The 16839-nt window shown below is 67.0% G+C and carries 15 protein-coding genes, 1 pseudogene and 1 riboswitch; of the genes and pseudogenes, 8 read left to right on the top strand and 8 right to left on the bottom strand.

Annotation, left to right across the window (positions count from 1 at the left end; genetic code table 11):
• Positions 1-5 precede the first annotated feature (5 nt).
• Positions 6-992: a LysR substrate-binding domain-containing protein gene (locus DZC73_RS06300; RefSeq protein WP_124539297.1), complete on the bottom strand. Its 987-nt coding sequence runs from the start codon at positions 990-992 to the stop codon at positions 6-8.
• A gap of 111 nt (positions 993-1103) precedes the next feature.
• Between DZC73_RS06300 and DZC73_RS30660 the strand changes: the two are divergent.
• Positions 1104-1298 (top strand): annotated as a pseudogene (locus DZC73_RS30660) (DUF2917 domain-containing protein); the annotation flags it as partial.
• Between the two features lie 47 nt (positions 1299-1345).
• On the opposite strand, the gene DZC73_RS06290 reads toward DZC73_RS30660, so the two are convergent.
• Positions 1346-1798: a TfoX/Sxy family protein gene (locus DZC73_RS06290; RefSeq protein WP_124539295.1), complete on the bottom strand. Its 453-nt coding sequence runs from the start codon at positions 1796-1798 to the stop codon at positions 1346-1348.
• 53 nt (positions 1799-1851) lie between these two features.
• Between DZC73_RS06290 and DZC73_RS06285 the strand changes: the two genes are divergently transcribed.
• The gene (locus DZC73_RS06285) at positions 1852-2436 is read left to right on the top strand and encodes a 5-formyltetrahydrofolate cyclo-ligase (RefSeq protein WP_124539294.1); all 585 of its coding nucleotides are present in this window, start codon (positions 1852-1854) and stop codon (positions 2434-2436) included.
• On the opposite strand, the gene metF is transcribed toward DZC73_RS06285, so the two are convergent.
• The 3 genes from metF to ahcY all read right to left on the bottom strand — a co-directional run bounded on the left by metF (position 2437) and on the right by ahcY (position 5593).
• Positions 2437-3279 carry a methylenetetrahydrofolate reductase [NAD(P)H] gene (gene metF / locus DZC73_RS06280; RefSeq protein ID WP_124539293.1) on the bottom strand — a complete coding sequence of 281 codons (843 nt, stop codon included), beginning with the start codon at positions 3277-3279 and terminating at the stop codon, positions 2437-2439.
• A gap of 10 nt (positions 3280-3289) precedes the next feature.
• A complete protein-coding gene (locus DZC73_RS06275; protein ID WP_124539292.1) occupies positions 3290-4054 on the bottom strand; it encodes a TlyA family RNA methyltransferase in 765 nt (254 codons plus the stop codon).
• Between the two features lie 108 nt (positions 4055-4162).
• Positions 4163-5593 (bottom strand): adenosylhomocysteinase, encoded by a 1431-nt coding sequence (ahcY, locus tag DZC73_RS06270; RefSeq protein ID WP_124539291.1) that lies wholly within the window; start codon positions 5591-5593, stop codon positions 4163-4165.
• 80 nt (positions 5594-5673) lie between these two features.
• Positions 5674-5751, bottom strand: a riboswitch (S-adenosyl-L-homocysteine riboswitch).
• A gap of 138 nt (positions 5752-5889) precedes the next feature.
• Here ahcY and DZC73_RS06265 point away from each other — a divergent pair.
• Entirely contained in the window at positions 5890-6465 is a 576-nt protein-coding gene (locus DZC73_RS06265) for a hypothetical protein (protein WP_124539290.1), read from the top strand.
• Positions 6466-6495: 30 nt separating this feature from the next.
• Entirely contained in the window at positions 6496-7305 is an 810-nt protein-coding gene (locus tag DZC73_RS06260; RefSeq protein ID WP_124539289.1) for an HAD-IIB family hydrolase, read from the top strand.
• Between the two features lie 3 nt (positions 7306-7308).
• Here the strand turns inward: DZC73_RS06260 and DZC73_RS06255 are convergent, their stop codons facing one another.
• The 3 genes from DZC73_RS06255 to metK form a co-directional block, all read right to left on the bottom strand.
• Positions 7309-8406, bottom strand: a complete 1098-nt coding sequence (locus DZC73_RS06255; RefSeq protein WP_407924088.1) for a DNA glycosylase AlkZ-like family protein — start codon at positions 8404-8406, stop codon at positions 7309-7311.
• A gap of 41 nt (positions 8407-8447) precedes the next feature.
• Positions 8448-10460: an alpha/beta hydrolase family protein gene (locus DZC73_RS06250; protein ID WP_161974477.1), complete on the bottom strand. Its 2013-nt coding sequence runs from the start codon at positions 10458-10460 to the stop codon at positions 8448-8450.
• A 128-nt stretch (positions 10461-10588) separates the two neighbouring features.
• Positions 10589-11770, bottom strand: coding sequence for a methionine adenosyltransferase (gene metK, locus DZC73_RS06245; protein WP_124539287.1), 1182 nt, complete (start codon positions 11768-11770; stop codon positions 10589-10591).
• 143 nt (positions 11771-11913) lie between these two features.
• Here metK and DZC73_RS06240 point away from each other — a divergent pair, with 143 nt between their 5' ends.
• The 4 genes from DZC73_RS06240 to DZC73_RS06225 all read left to right on the top strand — a co-directional run bounded on the left by DZC73_RS06240 (position 11914) and on the right by DZC73_RS06225 (position 16836).
• Entirely contained in the window at positions 11914-12810 is an 897-nt protein-coding gene (locus DZC73_RS06240) for a lysophospholipid acyltransferase family protein (protein WP_124539286.1), read from the top strand.
• Positions 12807-13688 carry a lysophospholipid acyltransferase family protein gene (locus DZC73_RS06235; protein ID WP_124539285.1) on the top strand — a complete coding sequence of 294 codons (882 nt, stop codon included), beginning with the start codon at positions 12807-12809 and terminating at the stop codon, positions 13686-13688. Before DZC73_RS06240 ends, DZC73_RS06235 begins: the two co-directional genes overlap by 4 nt.
• A 158-nt stretch (positions 13689-13846) precedes the next feature.
• Positions 13847-14815 (top strand): ABC transporter substrate-binding protein, encoded by a 969-nt coding sequence (locus DZC73_RS06230; RefSeq protein ID WP_124539284.1) that lies wholly within the window; start codon positions 13847-13849, stop codon positions 14813-14815.
• Positions 14815-16836, top strand: coding sequence for a diguanylate cyclase domain-containing protein (locus DZC73_RS06225; RefSeq protein WP_124539283.1), 2022 nt, complete (start codon positions 14815-14817; stop codon positions 16834-16836). The genes DZC73_RS06230 and DZC73_RS06225 overlap by 1 nt, the downstream gene beginning before the upstream one ends.
• Positions 16837-16839: the final 3 nt, after the last annotated feature.

The raw sequence follows: 16839 nt of genomic DNA, 5'->3' as shown, positions 1-16839 counted from the left end.
GCCGCTCAGTCCGATTCGGTGTTGAGGTCTTCCTCGCTGACCTCGCCGATGGCATGCCGGGTGTCGGCCGCCCGGTCGTTCACCCAGTCGGCGAACTGCTTCACTTCCTCGCGGCCCTGGCCGGCATTGGTGGTGATCAGCCAGTAGGCATAGGGGCTGCTGGTGCGGCCCTCCTGGCCGAAGGGCTCCACGAGATCGCCGCGGCCCAGTTGTTCGGCCACGAGCGCGAGCCGTGCCAGCCCCACGCCTTGCCCGGCGAGTGCCGCCTGCACCTGCTGGTAGGTGTAGTTCAGGTAGAGCCAGCGCCGCGGCTGCAGCTTGCGGTGGCCCATGGCGGTGAGCCAGGGTCGCCAGCTCAGCAGTTCGCCGCTCGGGCGGTGGTCGTCTTCCTCGATGAGGGTGAAGTCGGCAAGCTGCGAGGGGTTGTCCAGCTTCGGGGCCTTGCCCTGGCGGATGTCCTCGGCCAGGGCGCGGCTGATGACCGGCGTCATCACCTCGCCGAACATGCGCTGGGCGCCGGCCGGTGCCGCCTGCGGCGTGCAGTGGCGCAGGGCGATGTCGATCTCAGGGTCGTCCAGGTCCACCAGGCGGTCGTTCGCCGAGACGCGGATGTCCAGGTCGGGGTGGTCCCGCTGGAAGGCCTCGATCTGCGGCAGCAGCCACAGCGAGGCGAAGGACGGGAAAGTCGTGAGGTGCACCGCCCGCCGGCCGCGCGACTGGCGGATCTGCCGCACGCTGGCATCGAGCCGGTCCAGCCAGGGCGCCACCACCCGCAGCAGCATGGTCCCGCTGCTCGTGAGCTCCACATGCCGGGTGCCGCGGGTGAACAGCGGCGCGCCCAGCTCGTCTTCCAGGCCCTTGATCTGCCGGCTGATGGCCGACTGCGTGACGTGCAGTTCCTCGGCAGCCTCGCTGAAGTTCAGCCGCCGGGCGACGGCCTCGAACGCGCGCAGGTTGCCCAGCGACAGGGCGCGGTGCCTCAGCGTATTCATATCAATTCCGCATTAAACGGCCTGTTCGAATTCATTGGAGTAAACCCTGGGTCTTGCCGATGATACAGGGGCAGTCACAACAAAACAGCAGTTTCGGCCTACAGGAGATTGATGATGAGAACGCAAGTCTTCCCCCAAGCAGGTGCGGCGGCGGTGCAGTTTGACGCCCCGGTTCGTGTCGAGCGGCTGGCCGGCGAATTCGCCGTGCTGAGCGGACGTGTGTGGGTGACCCGGCAAGGCGACCTGGACGACTACGTGGTCGAGCCGGGCCAGCGCTTCTTCATCGAGCCGGCGGATCACGTGGTGGTCGAGCCGTGGACGGCCGGTGAATCCGTCGAGGTGGCCTGGACGGCCTATCCCCGGCTTCCGCGCGCCGAGGCCTTGCCCCGCGGTGCAGCCGCTTTCGCCTTGCGCGGCTTGGCGGCTGGCGCGGCCTCCGTGGCCTTCGGCTTGCGGCGGGTCGAGCTGGGCTTGGACGCCCTGGCACGCAGCGCAGCAGCGATGGCCAGGCGGGCCCAGGGTTGCATCAGGGCGGGCGACTCCATCGCTTCGGCCGGCACGGTCCAGTAAGCCGAGACGGTGACCGGCTTGCCGGACGCCTCGTAGACGAACGGCTCGCCACCCGCGCCTTCGAACTGGGCGCGGGTCTGGTCATCCGTCTTGAGGAAGAGCTGGTCGAAGGCGATCAGCGCGATGAACAGGTCATCGACGTAGATGCCGTGCCCGCCGAACATGCGGCGCAGTTTCACGGCGCCCAGGGGCGCCAGCAGTTCCGCGCTGTGCGCGGCGAGTTCTTCGTAGGCCATGCGCGGCATCTTGCACAATGGGCCCATTCGCGGCAACGGCCTTCACGAAACGAATGGAATCCGACAAGAGCGATGACGAACAGGCGGCAGCGCTTCGCAAGAAGCTGATCGCCGCGCGCCAGGCGCTGCCCGACCGGCTGGAGCGTGCGGTGGCGCTGCAAAGCGTGCTGCGCGTGTGGCTGGTGGGCCGCAAGGAGATGACCATCGGCGCCTACTGGCCCATCAAGGGCGAGTTCGACCCCCTGCCGGCGCTGTATCGGTGGTCAGAGACCGACGACAAGCGCCGCATCGGCCTGCCGGTGGTGGACCGCGAGGCCGGCTCCCTGAAGTTCCACGTCTGGTACCCCGGCTGCCCGACGGAGCTGGACGCCTACGACATTCCCAAGCCCAAGGGCACCGAGGTCTTCGAGCCGCAGCTGCTGCTCGTGCCGTGCGTGGGCTACGGCCCGGCCGGCGTGCGGCTGGGTTACGGCGGCGGCTTCTACGACCGCACGATGGCCACCATCACGCCGCGGCCGAAGATGGTGGGCCTGTGCTATTCCAATGGCTTCCTGCCGCTGCTGCGCTCCAAGCCGGGTGACCTGCCGCTGGACGCCCTCATCACCGATGACGGCGTCGTCTGGGAGGCCGAGGGCTGATCAGCCCAGGTTCAGCCGCTTGCACAGCTCGATGGTGAGCGCCGACTGGTTCATCGTGTAGAAGTGGATGCCCGGCGCGCCACCGGCGATGAGCCGCTCGCACAGCTCGGCGACCACATCCAGGCCGAAGGCGCGGATGGACGCGGAGTCGTCCATGAAGCCTTCCATCTTCAAGGCCACCCAGCGCGGGATCTCGATGCCATCGCGCTGCGCGAACTGCGCGATCTTGGCGTAGTTGTGGAAGGGCATGATGCCCGGCACCACCGGTGCGTCGGCGCCCATTTTCTTCGTCTCCTCGACGAAGTGGAAGTAGCAGTCCGGGTTGAAGAAGAACTGCGTGATCGATGAGCTGGCGCCTGCGCGCACCTTGTCGACGTAGTGCTGAAGGTCGCGCCGCGCATAGCGCTGCTCAGGGTGGTACTCGGGATAGGCGGCGACCTCGATGTGCCAGTCCTTGCCCTGCGTCTCGCGGATGAAGCGCACCAGCTCCGCGGCGTAGCGGAACTCGCCGGCCATGGCCGTGCCGCTGGGCATGTCGCCGCGCAAGGCGACGATGCGGTGGATGTCCTGTGCGCGGTAGGTGTCGAGGATCTCCTTCAGCCCCCCGCGCGTGGAGCCCACGCACGACAGGTGCGGCGCCGCCTCGAAGCCGGCCTTGGCGATCGCCATCACCGTGTTCAGCGTCTTCTCGCGGGTGGAACCGCCCGCGCCGTAGGTGACGCTGAAGAACTCCGGCTTCATCGCGCCGAGTTCCTGCACCACGGTCCTGAGCTTCTCGTCGCCCACCGGCGTGTTGGGCGGGAAGAACTCGAAGCTGATCGGCACTTGCTTGGTGTTGCTCATCGATGCCCCTTCATCGGGTCTGTCCACGCCGCGCGTGGACGAAGAATTCATGGTTGCCGTCGCCGCCGGCGATCGGGCTCGGGAAATAGTCCTGCACCTGCAGGCCTGCATCGGTGCAGGCACGGCGGATGCGTGCTTCGACCATCACGAACGACGATTCATCCTTCACCAGTCCGCCCTTGCCGATGAACTCCGGCTGCAGCTCGAACTGCGGCTTCACGAGCATCAGCAACTGGCCGGATGAAGCCATCAGCGGCGCCAGTGCCGGCAGCACCAGCGACAGCGAGATGAAGGACAGGTCGCCCACGACGAGGTCGAAGCCGGCCTCGGGCATGGCGTCGCCCAGGATGGCGCGGTCGAGGTGGCGTGCGTTGACGCTTTCGAACGCCCTGACGCGGGCATCTTGGCGCAGGCTGTCGTGCAGCTGCGAATGGCCCACGTCCACACCCACGACCTGCACCGCGCCCCGCTGGAGCAGGGCATCGGTGAAGCCGCCGGTGCTTTGGCCGACGTCCAGGCAGGTCATGCCGGTGACGTCGATGCCGGCGCGAACGAGTGCGCCTTCCAGTTTCAATCCGCCGCGGCCGACGAAACGCAGTTCCGCATCGTCGGTGAGCCGCAGCTCGCAGCCTTCAGGCAGGTCCTCGCCCGCCTTGCGTGGTGCCGCCCAGCCCTTGGGGCCGAGCCAGTGCACGGCACCGGCGGCGATCAGCCGTTGTGCGGCAGATCGCGTGGGGGCCATGCCTCGGTCGACGATGAGTTGGTCGGCTCGCACTGAAATGTCCAATCACGGCCCTCATCAAGCACGCACCGTGGAGCCGGCTGTGCCGGGCCACTGGTGCGGCCACCTCGAGGGGGCGGCCGAAGGCCGCAGGGGGTGGGCTTAGTAGCGATACGTGTCGGGCTTGTACGGACCGTTCTTGTTCACGCCGATGTAGGCGGCCTGCGCATCGGTCAGAACGGTCAGCTGCGCACCCAGCTTGGACAGCTGCAGGCGTGCCACCTTCTCATCGAGATGCTTGGGCAGCACATACACCTTGCCCGCCTTGTACGCGTCAGGCTTGGTGAACAGCTCGATCTGCGCGATCGTCTGGTTCGCGAAGCTGGAACTCATCACGTAGCTCGGGTGGCCCGTGCCGCAGCCCAGGTTCACCAGGCGGCCCTTGGCCAGCAGGATGATTCGCTTGCCGTCAGGGAAGATCACGTGGTCGACCTGCGGCTTGATCTCGTCCCACTGGTACTGCTCGAGCGACGCGACGTCGATCTCGTTGTCGAAGTGGCCGATGTTGCAGACGATGGCCTGGTCCTTCATGGCCTTCATGTGGTCGTGCGTGATGACGTCCTTGTTGCCGGTGGTCGTCACGAAGATGTCGGCCTTGTCGGCGGCGTACTCCATGGTCACCACGCGGTAGCCTTCCATCGCGGCCTGCAGGGCGTTGATGGGGTCGATCTCGGTGACCCACACCTGGGCGCTCAGCGCGCGCAGCGCCTGGGCCGAGCCCTTGCCCACGTCGCCGTAGCCGGCCACGACCGCGACCTTGCCGGCGATCATCACGTCGGTGGCGCGCTTGATGCCGTCCACCAGCGACTCGCGGCAGCCGTAGAGGTTGTCGAACTTGCTCTTGGTGACCGAGTCGTTCACGTTGATGGCGCGGAACAGCAGCGTGCCCTTGGCGCTCATCTCGTTGAGGCGGTGCACGCCCGTGGTGGTCTCTTCCGTCACGCCGATGATCTTGGCGGCCTTGCGGGTGTACCAGGTCGGGTCTTCGGCGAGCTTGGCCTTGATGGAGGCGAACAGGCAGCGCTCTTCCTCGCTCTTGGGATCGCTGATGAGCGACGCATCTTTCTCGGCCTTCTGGCCCAGGTGCATCAGCAGCGTCGCGTCGCCGCCGTCGTCCAGGATCATGTTCGGGCCTTCGTCATCGGCACCCTTGGGGCCGAAGTCGAAGATGCGGTGGGTGTAGTCCCAGTAGTCGGCCAGCGTCTCGCCCTTGACGGCGAAGACCGGTGTGCCGCCCTCGGCGATCGCGGCGGCGGCGTGGTCCTGCGTGGAGAAGATGTTGCACGAGGCCCAGCGCACCTTGGCGCCCAGCGCCTGCAGCGTCTCGATGAGCACGGCGGTCTGGATGGTCATGTGCAGCGACCCGGTGATGCGCGCGCCCTTGAGCGGCTGGGTCTTGGCGAATTCGTCGCGGATGGCCATGAGGCCGGGCATTTCGGTCTCGGCAATCCTGATTTCCTTGCGGCCCCAGGCGGCAAGGGTGATGTCCGCGATCGCGTGGTCGGCGGTGGTCTTGAGGACGGCAGCGTTCATGTGTGGCTCCTAGTTCGTTCAGGAACCCGCGGACGCGAAGGTGGGGGAGATCTTGGAACTCACCCACGCCGGACACGTCGTGCGGGTGAGCGCGGTTGCAGTTCGATGTTCCGAGCCTGGGGACCTGTGGCAGGTGCCTTGCAACGCTCCTCGGAAAGTGGGACGCATTGTAGCGGAGCAGTTACCCGCCGTTGCCAAAGCTGCGTGATTCATCCCACGAACGCAGGGGTGGCTCCGGTGGGACGGCTCCTAGAATTCCCCTTCGCCCGTGACGGGCAACCACGAGGGAGATTTGCGTGAAACAAGCCATTCGAACCGCGGCCGCCTGCGCCGTCCTCGCATTCGTGGCCGGCTTGGCCGGCTGCCAGAAAGCCTCCGAAGCCGTGACCGAAAAGGCGATGGAAAAGAGCATGGAGGCGCAGATGAAGAAGGATGGCGCCACCGAAGCCAAGGTCGACCTGTCGTCGGGCACGATCAAGAGCGTCACCGTCGACAAGGACGGCACGAAGAAGGAGTTCGAGATGGGCAATGCCTCTGCCGTCTCGGAGGCTGACCTCGGGCTGCCGTTCTACCCGGGCGCCAAGATCGACAACAGCCACGTCATGAAGGTGGTGAACAACAACGAGATGGGCATGATGGTGCCGCTGGAAACGACCGACTCGCCGGAGAAGGCGGCTGCGTTCTACCGCGAGCGCCTGAAGGCGATGTCGAGCGGCCGCCAGTTCATGGACATGGCCGAAGGCAGCAGCACGACGCTGATGCTCGTCAACGAGGCCAAGAGCGAAGTCATCCAGGTCATGGTGTCCGCCGGAAAGAACGGCGAGGCGGCGACGTCGATCCTGCTGAACGTCTCGCGCAAGAAGCCAGCCTGATCCCACGCCGGCTGTGCCAGACTGCGGCACATGAATGTGCTGCCCTCCAGGCCCTGGACGGCCCTGTCCGAGCATGAAGCCCGGGCGGTGGCCGGTGTCCTGACCGACATCGACGACACCCTCACGACCGCCGGTGCGATCACCGGCGATGCCATGCTGGCGCTGGAGGCCTTGCGGGCCGCAGGCTTGCCGGTGATTGCCATCACCGGCCGCCCGATGGGATGGAGCCTGCCGTTCGCGCAGTCCTGGCCCATCGATGCCATCGTGGCGGAGAACGGGGCCGTGGCCTTGTTCAAGCAGGATGGGTCGCTGCTGGTCGAGTATTCGCAGGACGAGGCCACGCGCGCAGCGAACGCGGTGCGCCTGAAGGCCGCGGCCGCTCGCGTGCTGGCCGAGGTGCCTGGCACCAGCCTGTCGCGCGACAGCGAAGGGCGCGTCACCGACATCGCCATCGACCATTCGGAATTCGCGCAGCTGTCGCAGTCGCAGATCGACGAGGTCGTTCGCGTGATGCGTGACGAAGGCATGCACGCCACGGTGAGCTCCATCCACATCAACGGCTGGTATGGCGGACACACCAAGCTCAGCGGCGCGCGCTGGATCGTTCAGAGGCTCCTCGGGCGCGACATCGAGGCCGAGCGATCGGCCTGGGTGTACGTGGGCGACTCCACCAACGACCAGCAGATGTTCGGGCACTTCCCGCTGAGCGTGGGTGTGGCGAACCTGCTGGCGTTCGCGGACCAGCTCGACGTGTGGCCGGCCTACGTCACCGCCTCCGAGCGTGGAGCGGGCTTCGCGGAGATCGCGCAGCGGCTGGTGGCCGTGCGGCGCACGATCTGAAGCTCAGAGATCGAGGAACAGCTTGAGCCGGTCGACCTCGTCGGCCAGGGCCGAGCGGAATGCGCGATCCCGCGGGGCGCGTCCCTCGACGTAGCCGAAGCTTGCTTTCAGGCGGCCGCTGTCCGTGTTGGCGTTGCACCAGCCGACGACCTGGTCGCACCACAGCAGGGGCAAGGCGTAGTAGCCGAGCTTGCGCTTGGCTGCAGGTGTGTACGCCTCGAACCGGTAGGCCCATCCCCAGAACAGCTCGAAGCGGCGGCGGTCCCAGACGATGGGATCGAAGGGCGCGAGCAGGCGGACTTCGTCTTTCAGTGCGTGCCGGGACGATGACGGTTTCTCGTCGGCCGGCCAGAACCAGTCGACGCCGTCGATGCGTGCATGCGACAGCCGTTGCCTCGCGCGCTGGATGGCCGCGGTGAGGTCGGCCTGCCACTGCGGCGTGCCGTGGCGCAGCCGGCGCACGAGGTTGCTCAGGCTGGCCGCCGGCAGCGGGGCGTACTTGCGAATGATCACGTCGACCAGCGCATCGAGCTGCTCCCTGCGCTGGGCCGCGTCCAGCGGCGCGTCGGCATGCTCGTGGGCTGCGTAGATGCGGATGCCGTTCTCGCGACGCGCGACGCGGATGAGGCCGCGGTAGTGCATGCCGTCCAGCAGGTGCGTGGTGGCGCTGGACGAACCGCCCCAGTAGTTCTCCACGCTGCCGTGCGCGAAGTGCGCATCGACCTCGCGGGGATGGACCTCGCCGCGTTCCCGGATGAAGTCAAGCAGTGCCTGCGACCGCTTGCGGGTCGCAGCCGGCCAGGCAGCGCGCGGCGTGCGCGGATGCATCAGGCGCTGCAGGTCGGCGCTGAGGAAACCGTAGTTGACGAAGAAGTCCTCTTCCACCTGCAGCCGTGGATACCGGCGTTCGAGGTCGCCGGCGCGATAGTCCTTCACGCGGTGGCGCAGCGTGAGGTCCTGCGCGCGGGCGGGCGCCCGGATCGGGTCGGCCTGGATGAAGCCGAGCCTGCGGATCGCTGAATGAAGCGTCGTCGGCTTGAAGAGGGACCGCGCCACCGCATGGCGGCGCAGGTCGTCGAGCTGGGGAGGGGGCAGGGCCATATGCCCGAGATGATGCCCCCTCGGACGCCAGGCCGCTGGCCTCAGGGCTTGAGCGAGCTCTTGCCGATGTTCTTGTCGAGGAAGTCCAGCACCTGGGTGTACAGGTCCACGTTGTTTTCAAGCTTGGCGAAGCCGTGGCCTTCCTCTTCCTTGGCGATCCACACCACGCTCTTGCCTTCCTTTTCCAGTGCGGAGCGCATGTTCTTCATCTGCTCCAGCGGCACGCGGATGTCGTCGATGCCGGCATAGATGAGGATGTTGGCCTTCATGCGCTTGGCCAGGTTGACCGGGGACACTTCCTTCAGCATCGCGGCGTCCTTGTCCGGATCGCCGGCCATCGCCTTCCAGATCTTCAGGCCGATCTCGCTGCGGGGGATGTCGCCGTAGGTGGAGGTCATGATCAGCTCGAGATCGGTGACCGCGAGGCCGGACACGCCGCACTTGTACTTGGCCGGCGTCTTGGCCAGGCCCATGAGGGTCGAGTAGCCGCCATAGCTTGCGCCCGACAGGCACACCCGACCGGCATCGGCATAGCCTTCCTTGATGGCCCAGTCGGTGGCGTCCTCGATGTCGTTCTGCATGTTCTTGCCCATCTGGTGCACCGAGCTCGTGTACAGCTTGGTGCCCAGGCCCGTGGTGCCGCGGAACTGCGGCACGAGCACGGCGTAGCCACGCGAGGCGAAGAGCTGGCCTTCGCGCTCGCCGAAGCCCATGGTGCCCCACATGTCGGCACGCGCCCACGGGCCGCCGTGGATGTGCACGACCATCGGCAGGCGCTCACCGGCCTTGCGGTCTGCCGGCACGAACAGGTAGGCCATCTGTTCCTGGCCATCGCGCGTCTTGTAGAACACCGTCTGCATCGGCACGAGCTTGTCCGGCGTCAACCAGGGGCGGCTGGTGAACAGATCCTCGAGCGACTTCTTGTCCTGGTCGAGGATGTACCAGCGCGCCGGCTTGCGGTCGGAGTAGGAGGTGATCAGCAGGCGGTTGCCGTTGGGAATGCGCCGGAAGGTGTTGATCGTGTCAGGCAGCGCGGCGTCGATCGACTTCTGCAAGGACGCGTAGGTCGGATCGATCCAGACTGTCTCGTACTTCGCGCCGGCCACCGCGAAACCTGCGACCTGGCGGGTCTTCGGGTCCACGATGATGCCGGGCAGCCGTTCGCCGTTGGCGGCGGCGCCCATGTCGAAGCGCGGATGCTGCGCCAGCAGTTCGCCCAGCTGCTTCTTCTTCGGGTCGTACTTGAAGATGCCGGTCGTGGCGCGGCCGACGTTCGAGGCGACGATCAGCGTCTGGTTGTCGTCGTCGAAGTACATCGGGATCATGCCTTCGCTTCCGATGTTGAAGCGGGTCAGCTCCTGCCACGGCGACTTCGCGTCCTCCCGGTAGTTCACGATGACCACCGGTTCATCCTTGAGGAAGGCGGTCGCGACGCGCGGAACGTCGTTGCGATCGAGGACGTAGCTTTCGGTGAGGTCGGGCCTGCCTTGCGTGAGGAGTTCGCGCTTGCCCGTCTTCACGTTGACCTTGTAGAGGTCGTTCGACCGCACGCTGGGCTCGTTGGCCGTGGCGAAGATTTCTTCCTCGCTGCCCTGAACGCGTCCGGCATATTCCCAGGACCGCAGGGTCATCTGTCCTGAACCGATCTGCTGCTTGATGCTGGGCGAGATCACCCGGAATTCCTTGCCCTCGCGCGTGATGGTGAACAACCCGCCCTGGCTGAGTTGCGCCGCGTCACCCACCGGCTTGTTCAACTGGCCGATGGAGAACACCAGGCGCTCGTTGCCCACCCAGCTGACGTCCACCACATCGTCGCCGTCGAAGTTGGTGATGATGGAGGCCTTGCGCGTGGCGAGGTCCACGATGGCGAGGTTCATGCGCTCCTTCACCGCCATCGTGACCGCCATGTACTGGCCGTTGGGCGACAGCGTGGGACTGCGGAACTGCGGCGCCTTCCAGATGTCCTCGATGCTCAGGGGGGCGGCCGCTGCCGGCATGGACGCGAGCGTCCACGTGGCCATCGCAGCGACGAGCCATGTTTTCAGGAATCTCATTCGACGAACTCCGTTGATGTGGGGGCGCAGGCAGCCGTGGAAAAGCAAATGGCGCCGCGAGGGCGCCATTTTTATCAGACTCCGGGGTGTGAAAAGCGCGGGTTTCGCCTCTAACTTCCCCGAGTTCCTCAGAGACCTGCCGCTGCGCGCAGGGTCTTGGCCTTGTCCGTGCGTTCCCAGCTGAACTCCGGCTCTTCCCGGCCGAAGTGGCCGTAGGCGGCCGTCTTGCCGTAGATCGGACGCAGCAGGTCCAGCATCTGGATGATGCCCTTCGGACGCAGGTCGAAGTACTCGTTGACCAGCGCGGCGATCTTGTCATCGGAGATCACGCCCGTGCCTTCGGTATAGACCGTCACGTTCATCGGCTTGGCCACGCCAATGGCATAGGCCACTTGGATCTGGCACTGGCGGGCCAGGCCCGCCGCCACGATGTTCTTGGCCACGTAGCGCGCGGCGTAGGCGGCCGAACGGTCGACCTTCGTCGGATCCTTGCCGGAGAACGCACCACCGCCGTGCGGGCAGGCGCCGCCGTAGGTGTCGACGATGATCTTGCGGCCGGTCAGGCCACAGTCACCTTGCGGGCCGCCGACGACGAAGCGGCCGGTCGGGTTGATCAGGAACTTGGTGTCCTTGAGCCACTCCTTGGGCAGCACCGGCTTGATGATCTCCTCGATCACCGCTTCGGTGAACTCGGGCTTCATCTTCTTGCCGTCGCTCATCTCGGGCGCGTGCTGGCTGGACAGCACGACCGTGTCGATGCTGTGGGGCTTGCCGTTGACATAGCGCATCGTCACCTGGCTCTTGGCGTCCGGGCGCAGGAAGGGCAGGCGGCCGTCCTTGCGCAGCTGGGCCTGGCGCTCCACGAGGCGGTGGGCGTAGTAGATCGGCGCGGGCATCAGCTCGGGCGTCTCGTCGCAGGCGTAGCCGAACATCAGGCCCTGGTCACCGGCGCCGGTGTTCAGGTGATCGTCGGACGCGTGGTCCACGCCCTGGGCGATGTCGTTGGACTGCTTGTCATAGGCCACGAGCACGGCACAGCCCTTGTAGTCGATGCCGTATTCGGTGTTGTCATAGCCGATGCGCTTGATGGTGTCGCGTGCGACCTGGATGTAGTCGACATGCGCGTTGGTGGTGATCTCGCCGGCCAGCACCACCAGGCCGGTGTTGCACAGCGTTTCAGCGGCCACGCGTGAACGCGGATCCTGCGCGAAGATCGCGTCGAGGATGGCGTCAGAGATCTGGTCGGCGACCTTGTCGGGATGCCCCTCGGACACCGACTCGGACGTGAAAAGGAAATCGTTCGACGACACTCGTAAACTCCCGTCAGGTTGCACACAGATGCGTTGCCGCCCTGATTGGGTGAGATTCGGCGAACGCTTTAGCGGTATGTGGGCCGGATGCCCTCGCCCCGCAAGTAGTTCAATAACTCGGCGATACGCGCATTATAAGAAACATGCAGACCCTGTTTCGCTGGCTCTCGCGATGCCCTTTGTGGTTTCTGCACGTTCTAGGGGGGACGCTCGGCTGGGCCAGCTACCTGCTGTCGGGCAGCTACCGCCGCCGTTTTGACGCCAATGTCCGGCAGGCCGGCGTGCCGCCTTCGCGGGCGCGCCGTGCCATCGGCCATTCCGGGCGGCTCCTGATGGAGTTGCCGTACCTGTGGATGCGCCCGGCCACCGTTGCGCTCGGCCGCCGGCTGAGCTGGGAGGGCGACGAACTGATCCGCGCCGCGCATGCGCAGGGCAAAGGCATCCTGTTCCTCACGCCCCACATGGGGTCGTTCGAGGTCACGGCGCAAGGCTACGCCGAGCGCTTCTCCGCGGCGCAAGGCCCCATCACCGTGCTCTACCGTCCGGCGCGCAAGGCCTGGCTGCGCGAACTCGTCGACACCTCGCGCGGGCGGCCGGGCCTGGCGACGGCGCCAGCCACCCTGGCGGGCGTTCGCCAGATGATCCGCGCCCTGCGGCGCGGCGAAGCGGTGGGCCTGCTGCCCGACCAGGTGCCGCCGGCGGACATGGGCGTGTGGGCGCCCTTCTTCGGCCGTCCGGCCTACACCATGACCCTCGCCGCCCGGCTGGCGCAGCAGACCGGCGCGGTGCTCCTGCTGGCCTGGGGCGAGCGGCTGCCGCTTGGCCGGGGCTGGGTCATCCACCTTGCGCCCTTCACCGAACCGCTGCCAGAGGGCGCGGCCGCTCAGGCAGAATCGGCCGCCGCCGTGAACCGGGCCATGGAAGCCGTCATCCGCCAAGACCCCGGGCAATACCTGTGGGGCTACGACCGCTACAAGGCACCGCGACCGGAGATGGCGCTGGACGGCACGGCCGCCGCTGCTGAAAACCACAAGGATTGACGTTGGGCTCTCGCATCCTCCTCGGGCTGTTCTGGGTGCTGCACTGGCTGCCGCTGCCGCTGCTGGCGGCCGCCGGGCGCGGGCTCGGCCGGCTGCTGCATGCGCTGGCTGGGTCGCGCCGGCGCATCGCATTGCGCAACATCGAACTGTGCTTCCCGGAGATGTCCGAGCCGCAGCGCCGGGCACTCGTGAAGGAGCACTTCCTCTGGCTGGGCCGCAGCATCGTCGAACGCGGCGTGCTGTGGTTCGCGCCGGTCAGCCGGCTCAAGCGCCTCATCCACGTCGAAGGCGACGTGACGCTCGCCGAGCGCAGCGACCGCCCGGTGATGTGGCTGGTGCCGCACTTCATGGCCCTGGACGTGGCCGGCGCCGCCACGCAGATCTTCCAGCGCCAGCAGGTGGCGTCCATCTACCAGGAGCAAAGCGATCCGGTCATGGACGCCGCCATCCGCCGCGGCCGCCTGCGCTTCAACCAGGGCGACGTGTTCCCGCGCAGCGATTCGGCCAAGCCGCTGATCCGCGCGATCCGCAAGGGCTGGGCCTTCTTCAACCTGCCCGACATGGATTTCGGCGAGCGAGATGCTGCCTTCGTGCCCTTCTTCGGCGTGAGCGCGGCCACACTGCTGGCGCCGTCGCGCATGGCGCGGGCCCTGGACATGGTCGTGCAGCCCGTGGTGGCCGAGATGCTGCCGGGCGGGCAGGGCTACCGGGTCCGGTTCCTCGATCCCTGGACGGACTTTCCCACCGAAGATGCATTGGCAGACACCACGGCAATGAACCGCTGGATCGAGCGGGAGATCCGCCGCAACCCGGCGCAATACCTTTGGGTCCACAAGCGCTTCAAGACGCGGCCCGCGGGCGAACCCGGCCTGTACTGAGCCCGCGATACCGAGGGTTCGGCCGCAACCCTGCCGGGGGCGGGCCTTTGTAGAGTGCTCGCAGCCGGGCGTGGCATGCTCAAGTTCCCCTGTCCCGGGCCGAAACCGAGCATGACCCGCCCCAACCGTTCAAGGCGGCCCTTCCGGAGGCGTGTCACATGAGACTGCGCGTGTTGTCTGCTGTCGCTGCGGGTTTTGTGCTGGCGCCTGTCCTGGCGTTGGCTGCGCCGCTCACCGTCGCCGTGGCGCTCAATCCCATGGCCCTGCCGCTGCTGGTCGCCCAGCACGAAGGACTGTTCGCGGCCGAAGGCCTGGACGTGAAGGTCATCGAATGCGTGAGCGGGGCCCGCTGCATGAAGACCATGCTCGACGGCGATGCCGACGTGGCCACGGTGGCCGACACCCCCATCGTCTTTCGCAGCTTCGAGCGCAACGACTTCTGCGTCATCGGCACCTTTGCTTCGACGACCAACGATTCCAAGCTCGTCGTGCGCAAGGACTCGGGCATCGACCGGCCTTCGCAGCTGGCCGGCCGCCGCATCGGGGTGGCGGCGGGGACGTCCGGGCAGTTCTTCCTGGACAGCATGCTGATGATGCACGGCGTGGAGCCCCGCCAGCTGCAGATGGTGAATGTTCAGCCCGAGGACATGCCGCAGGCGCTGGCCTCGGGGCGCGTGGAGGCGCTGTCGGTCTGGGAGCCGTATGCCTGGCGCACGGTCAAGGCGATGAAGGGCGGCGTGCAGGTGCTCAATGCCACCGGCATCTACACGGTGACCTTCAACCTGGTGACGAGCCGCAAGCTGGCCGGGCCGCGCGACGCCGACCTGGCGGCGCTGCTGCGTGCGGTGGAGCGCGCCGAGCGCTTCATCCAGCAACAGCCGCAGCGCGCGCAACGCATCATGATGGACCGGCTTTCCGGTGACCAGGCCTTCATCGACTGGGTCTGGCCCGGCCTTCAGTTCCGGCTGGCGCTGGACCAGTCCCTCATCAAGACGCTGGAGAGCGAGGCGCGCTGGGCGATGCGCGAAGGCCACGTCAGCGGCAAGCAGATTCCCAACTACCTCGGCTTCGTGCATGCTGTGCCGCTGAAGTCGGTGCTGCCCGACGCCTCGAACATCGCCCGCTGATGAAGATCCGCACCCTCTTGCTCACCTCGGCCGTGGCGGCGCTGCTGGCCACGCTGGGCGGCGGCATCATCGTGTGGCTGGCGGTGGCCGCGGCCGCCGACGCGAGCGCCGAAGAGGAACATGCGCAGGAGGCCTCGCGCGAGACCGCCAACCTGCTGGTGCTCACACAGGAGTACGTGCTGCACTTCGAACCACGGGCGGCGCAGCAATGGCAGCAGCGCCAGGCGGCGCTCGCGCTCATCCTGGCCGGCGGGCATGAATCGCCCGCCTTGCAAAGCCTGCGCCGCACCAACGGTGACCTGCCGCAGGTGTTCGACCGGCTGCTGGAACTGCCGGGGTCGCCGGATTCGCCGCTGAAGACGCGCCGCCAGGAATTCCTGGTCGACGAATTGCTCACGGCCACGCAGATCCTTGCCGACGGCGCCTACCGCTGGGCGCGCGAGGCGTCGGCCACGCAGATGGAGGCCGAGCGGCGCTCGCAGCACTACGGCATGGCCGCATTCGCCCTCGTCGTCGCGCTGCTGCTGGCGCAAGCCCTGCTGGTCATGCGGCGCGTGCTGGGGCCGGTGGCCCGGCTGGGGCGCGCCACCGCGGCTGTGGAACGCGGCGACCTGAACATGCGGCTGAAGGGGCATACCGAGGACGAACTCGGTGAACTCAATCGCAGCTTCAACGCGATGACCGAGTCGCTGGCCCAGCGCACGGCCCAGCTCGACCGCGAAATCGCCTTGCGTGCCGAATCCGAGGCGCGCGTGCGCAGCATCATCACCAACGCGCCGGATGCCTTCATCAGCATCGACGAAGAGGGCCGCATCGACGAGTGGAACCGGCAGGCCGAGCTCACTTTCGGATGGCAGCGCGACGAGGTCCTGGGCCAGTTGCTGTCGGACCTGCTGATTCCTCCAGGCATGCGCGCGGGCCACAACGCCGGCATGAAGCACTTCGTGCGCACGGGCGTGGGGCCGGTGATCAACAACCGCCTCGAAGTGAATGCGCTGCACCGGGACGGCCACGAGATCCCGGTGCAACTGTCCATCGCGGCGATGAAGAACGGCGACACCTATACCGCCAACGCCTTCTTGCACGACATCTCCGGGCGGCGGGCGGCGCAGGAGCGGTTGTCGGCCAGCGAGAAGCGTCTGCGCGACATCACCAACAACGTGCCGGTGATCATCTCGTACATCGATGCCGACCACCGCCTGCAGTTCGTCAACGAGACCTTCCACGAATGGATGGGCGTGGCGCCCGGCGATGCCGTCGGCCGCAAGCTCATCGAGGTCGTCGGCCCGGTGCTGCACAGCCAGCGCCGCCACAACATCGACCGCGCCCTGAAAGGCGAGCGGGTGGTGTTCGAGGTCGAATCGGAGATGCGCGGCCAGCTGCGCTGCCTGCAGAACGTCTACATCCCCGACGTGCGCCCGGACGGCACCGTGGCAGGCCTGTACGCCGTGGCCAGCGACGTGACGGCCCTGAAGCAGGTGGAGCGGCGCCTGAACGAACTGGCCCGAATCGACACGCTCACCAGCCTGCCCAACCGCCGCCAGCTGGAGGAAAAGCTCGACCAGGCCGTCAAGCGCAGCCGCCGCTCGGGCCGTCCGTTGGCGGTGCTCTTCCTGGACATCGACCACTTCAAGCAGATCAACGACAAGCACGGCCATGGCGTGGGCGACGAAGTGCTCAAGGAATTCGCCGTGCGGCTGGTGCATTGCGTGCGCAGCACCGACACGGTGGCACGCCTGGCCGGCGATGAATTCGTGATCGTGCTCGAAGGCCTGAACGACAGCGCCGAGGCGCAAATCGTGGCGCGCAAGATCGGCCAGGCGCTGGGCCCGGCTTTCGGCGAAGCGGCGGGCGGGCTCGCGCTCAGCTCCAGCATCGGCGTGGCCTTCGTCGATGCTGGCACGAAGGTGACGCCCGAGCAGATCATCGCCAAGGCCGACGAGGCCCTGTACCGCGCCAAGCGGGCCGGGCGCGCGACCTTCGCCGTGACCGAGTGGTCGTCGGACGATCTCGCGCCCTGAGCC

Origin of the sequence: Rhizobacter terrae (assembly GCF_003852895.1) — a bacterium.
Lineage (GTDB): Bacteria > Pseudomonadota > Gammaproteobacteria > Burkholderiales > Burkholderiaceae_C > Albitalea > Albitalea terrae.
Note: the sequence above shows the minus strand (reverse complement) of the source record. Positions and strands in the feature narration are given on the sequence as shown.

Bases quoted from the DNA above. Each gene is read 5' to 3' on its own strand.
- DZC73_RS06300 (WP_124539297.1), bottom strand. From the start codon at position 992: ATGAATACGCTGAGGCACCGCGCCCTGTCGCTGGGCAACCTGCGCGCG.
- DZC73_RS06290 (WP_124539295.1), bottom strand. From the start codon at position 1,798: ATGGCCTACGAAGAACTCGCCGCGCACAGCGCGGAACTGCTGGCGCCC.
- DZC73_RS06285 (WP_124539294.1), top strand. From the start codon at position 1,852: ATGGAATCCGACAAGAGCGATGACGAACAGGCGGCAGCGCTTCGCAAG.
- metF (WP_124539293.1), bottom strand. From the start codon at position 3,279: ATGAGCAACACCAAGCAAGTGCCGATCAGCTTCGAGTTCTTCCCGCCC.
- ahcY (WP_124539291.1), bottom strand. From the start codon at position 5,593: ATGAACGCTGCCGTCCTCAAGACCACCGCCGACCACGCGATCGCGGAC.
- DZC73_RS06260 (WP_124539289.1), top strand. From the start codon at position 6,496: ATGAATGTGCTGCCCTCCAGGCCCTGGACGGCCCTGTCCGAGCATGAA.
- DZC73_RS06255 (WP_407924088.1), bottom strand. From the start codon at position 8,406: ATGGCCCTGCCCCCTCCCCAGCTCGACGACCTGCGCCGCCATGCGGTG.
- DZC73_RS06250 (WP_161974477.1), bottom strand. From the start codon at position 10,460: ATGAGATTCCTGAAAACATGGCTCGTCGCTGCGATGGCCACGTGGACG.
- DZC73_RS06240 (WP_124539286.1), top strand. From the start codon at position 11,914: ATGCAGACCCTGTTTCGCTGGCTCTCGCGATGCCCTTTGTGGTTTCTG.
- DZC73_RS06230 (WP_124539284.1), top strand. From the start codon at position 13,847: ATGAGACTGCGCGTGTTGTCTGCTGTCGCTGCGGGTTTTGTGCTGGCG.
- DZC73_RS06225 (WP_124539283.1), top strand. From the start codon at position 14,815: ATGAAGATCCGCACCCTCTTGCTCACCTCGGCCGTGGCGGCGCTGCTG.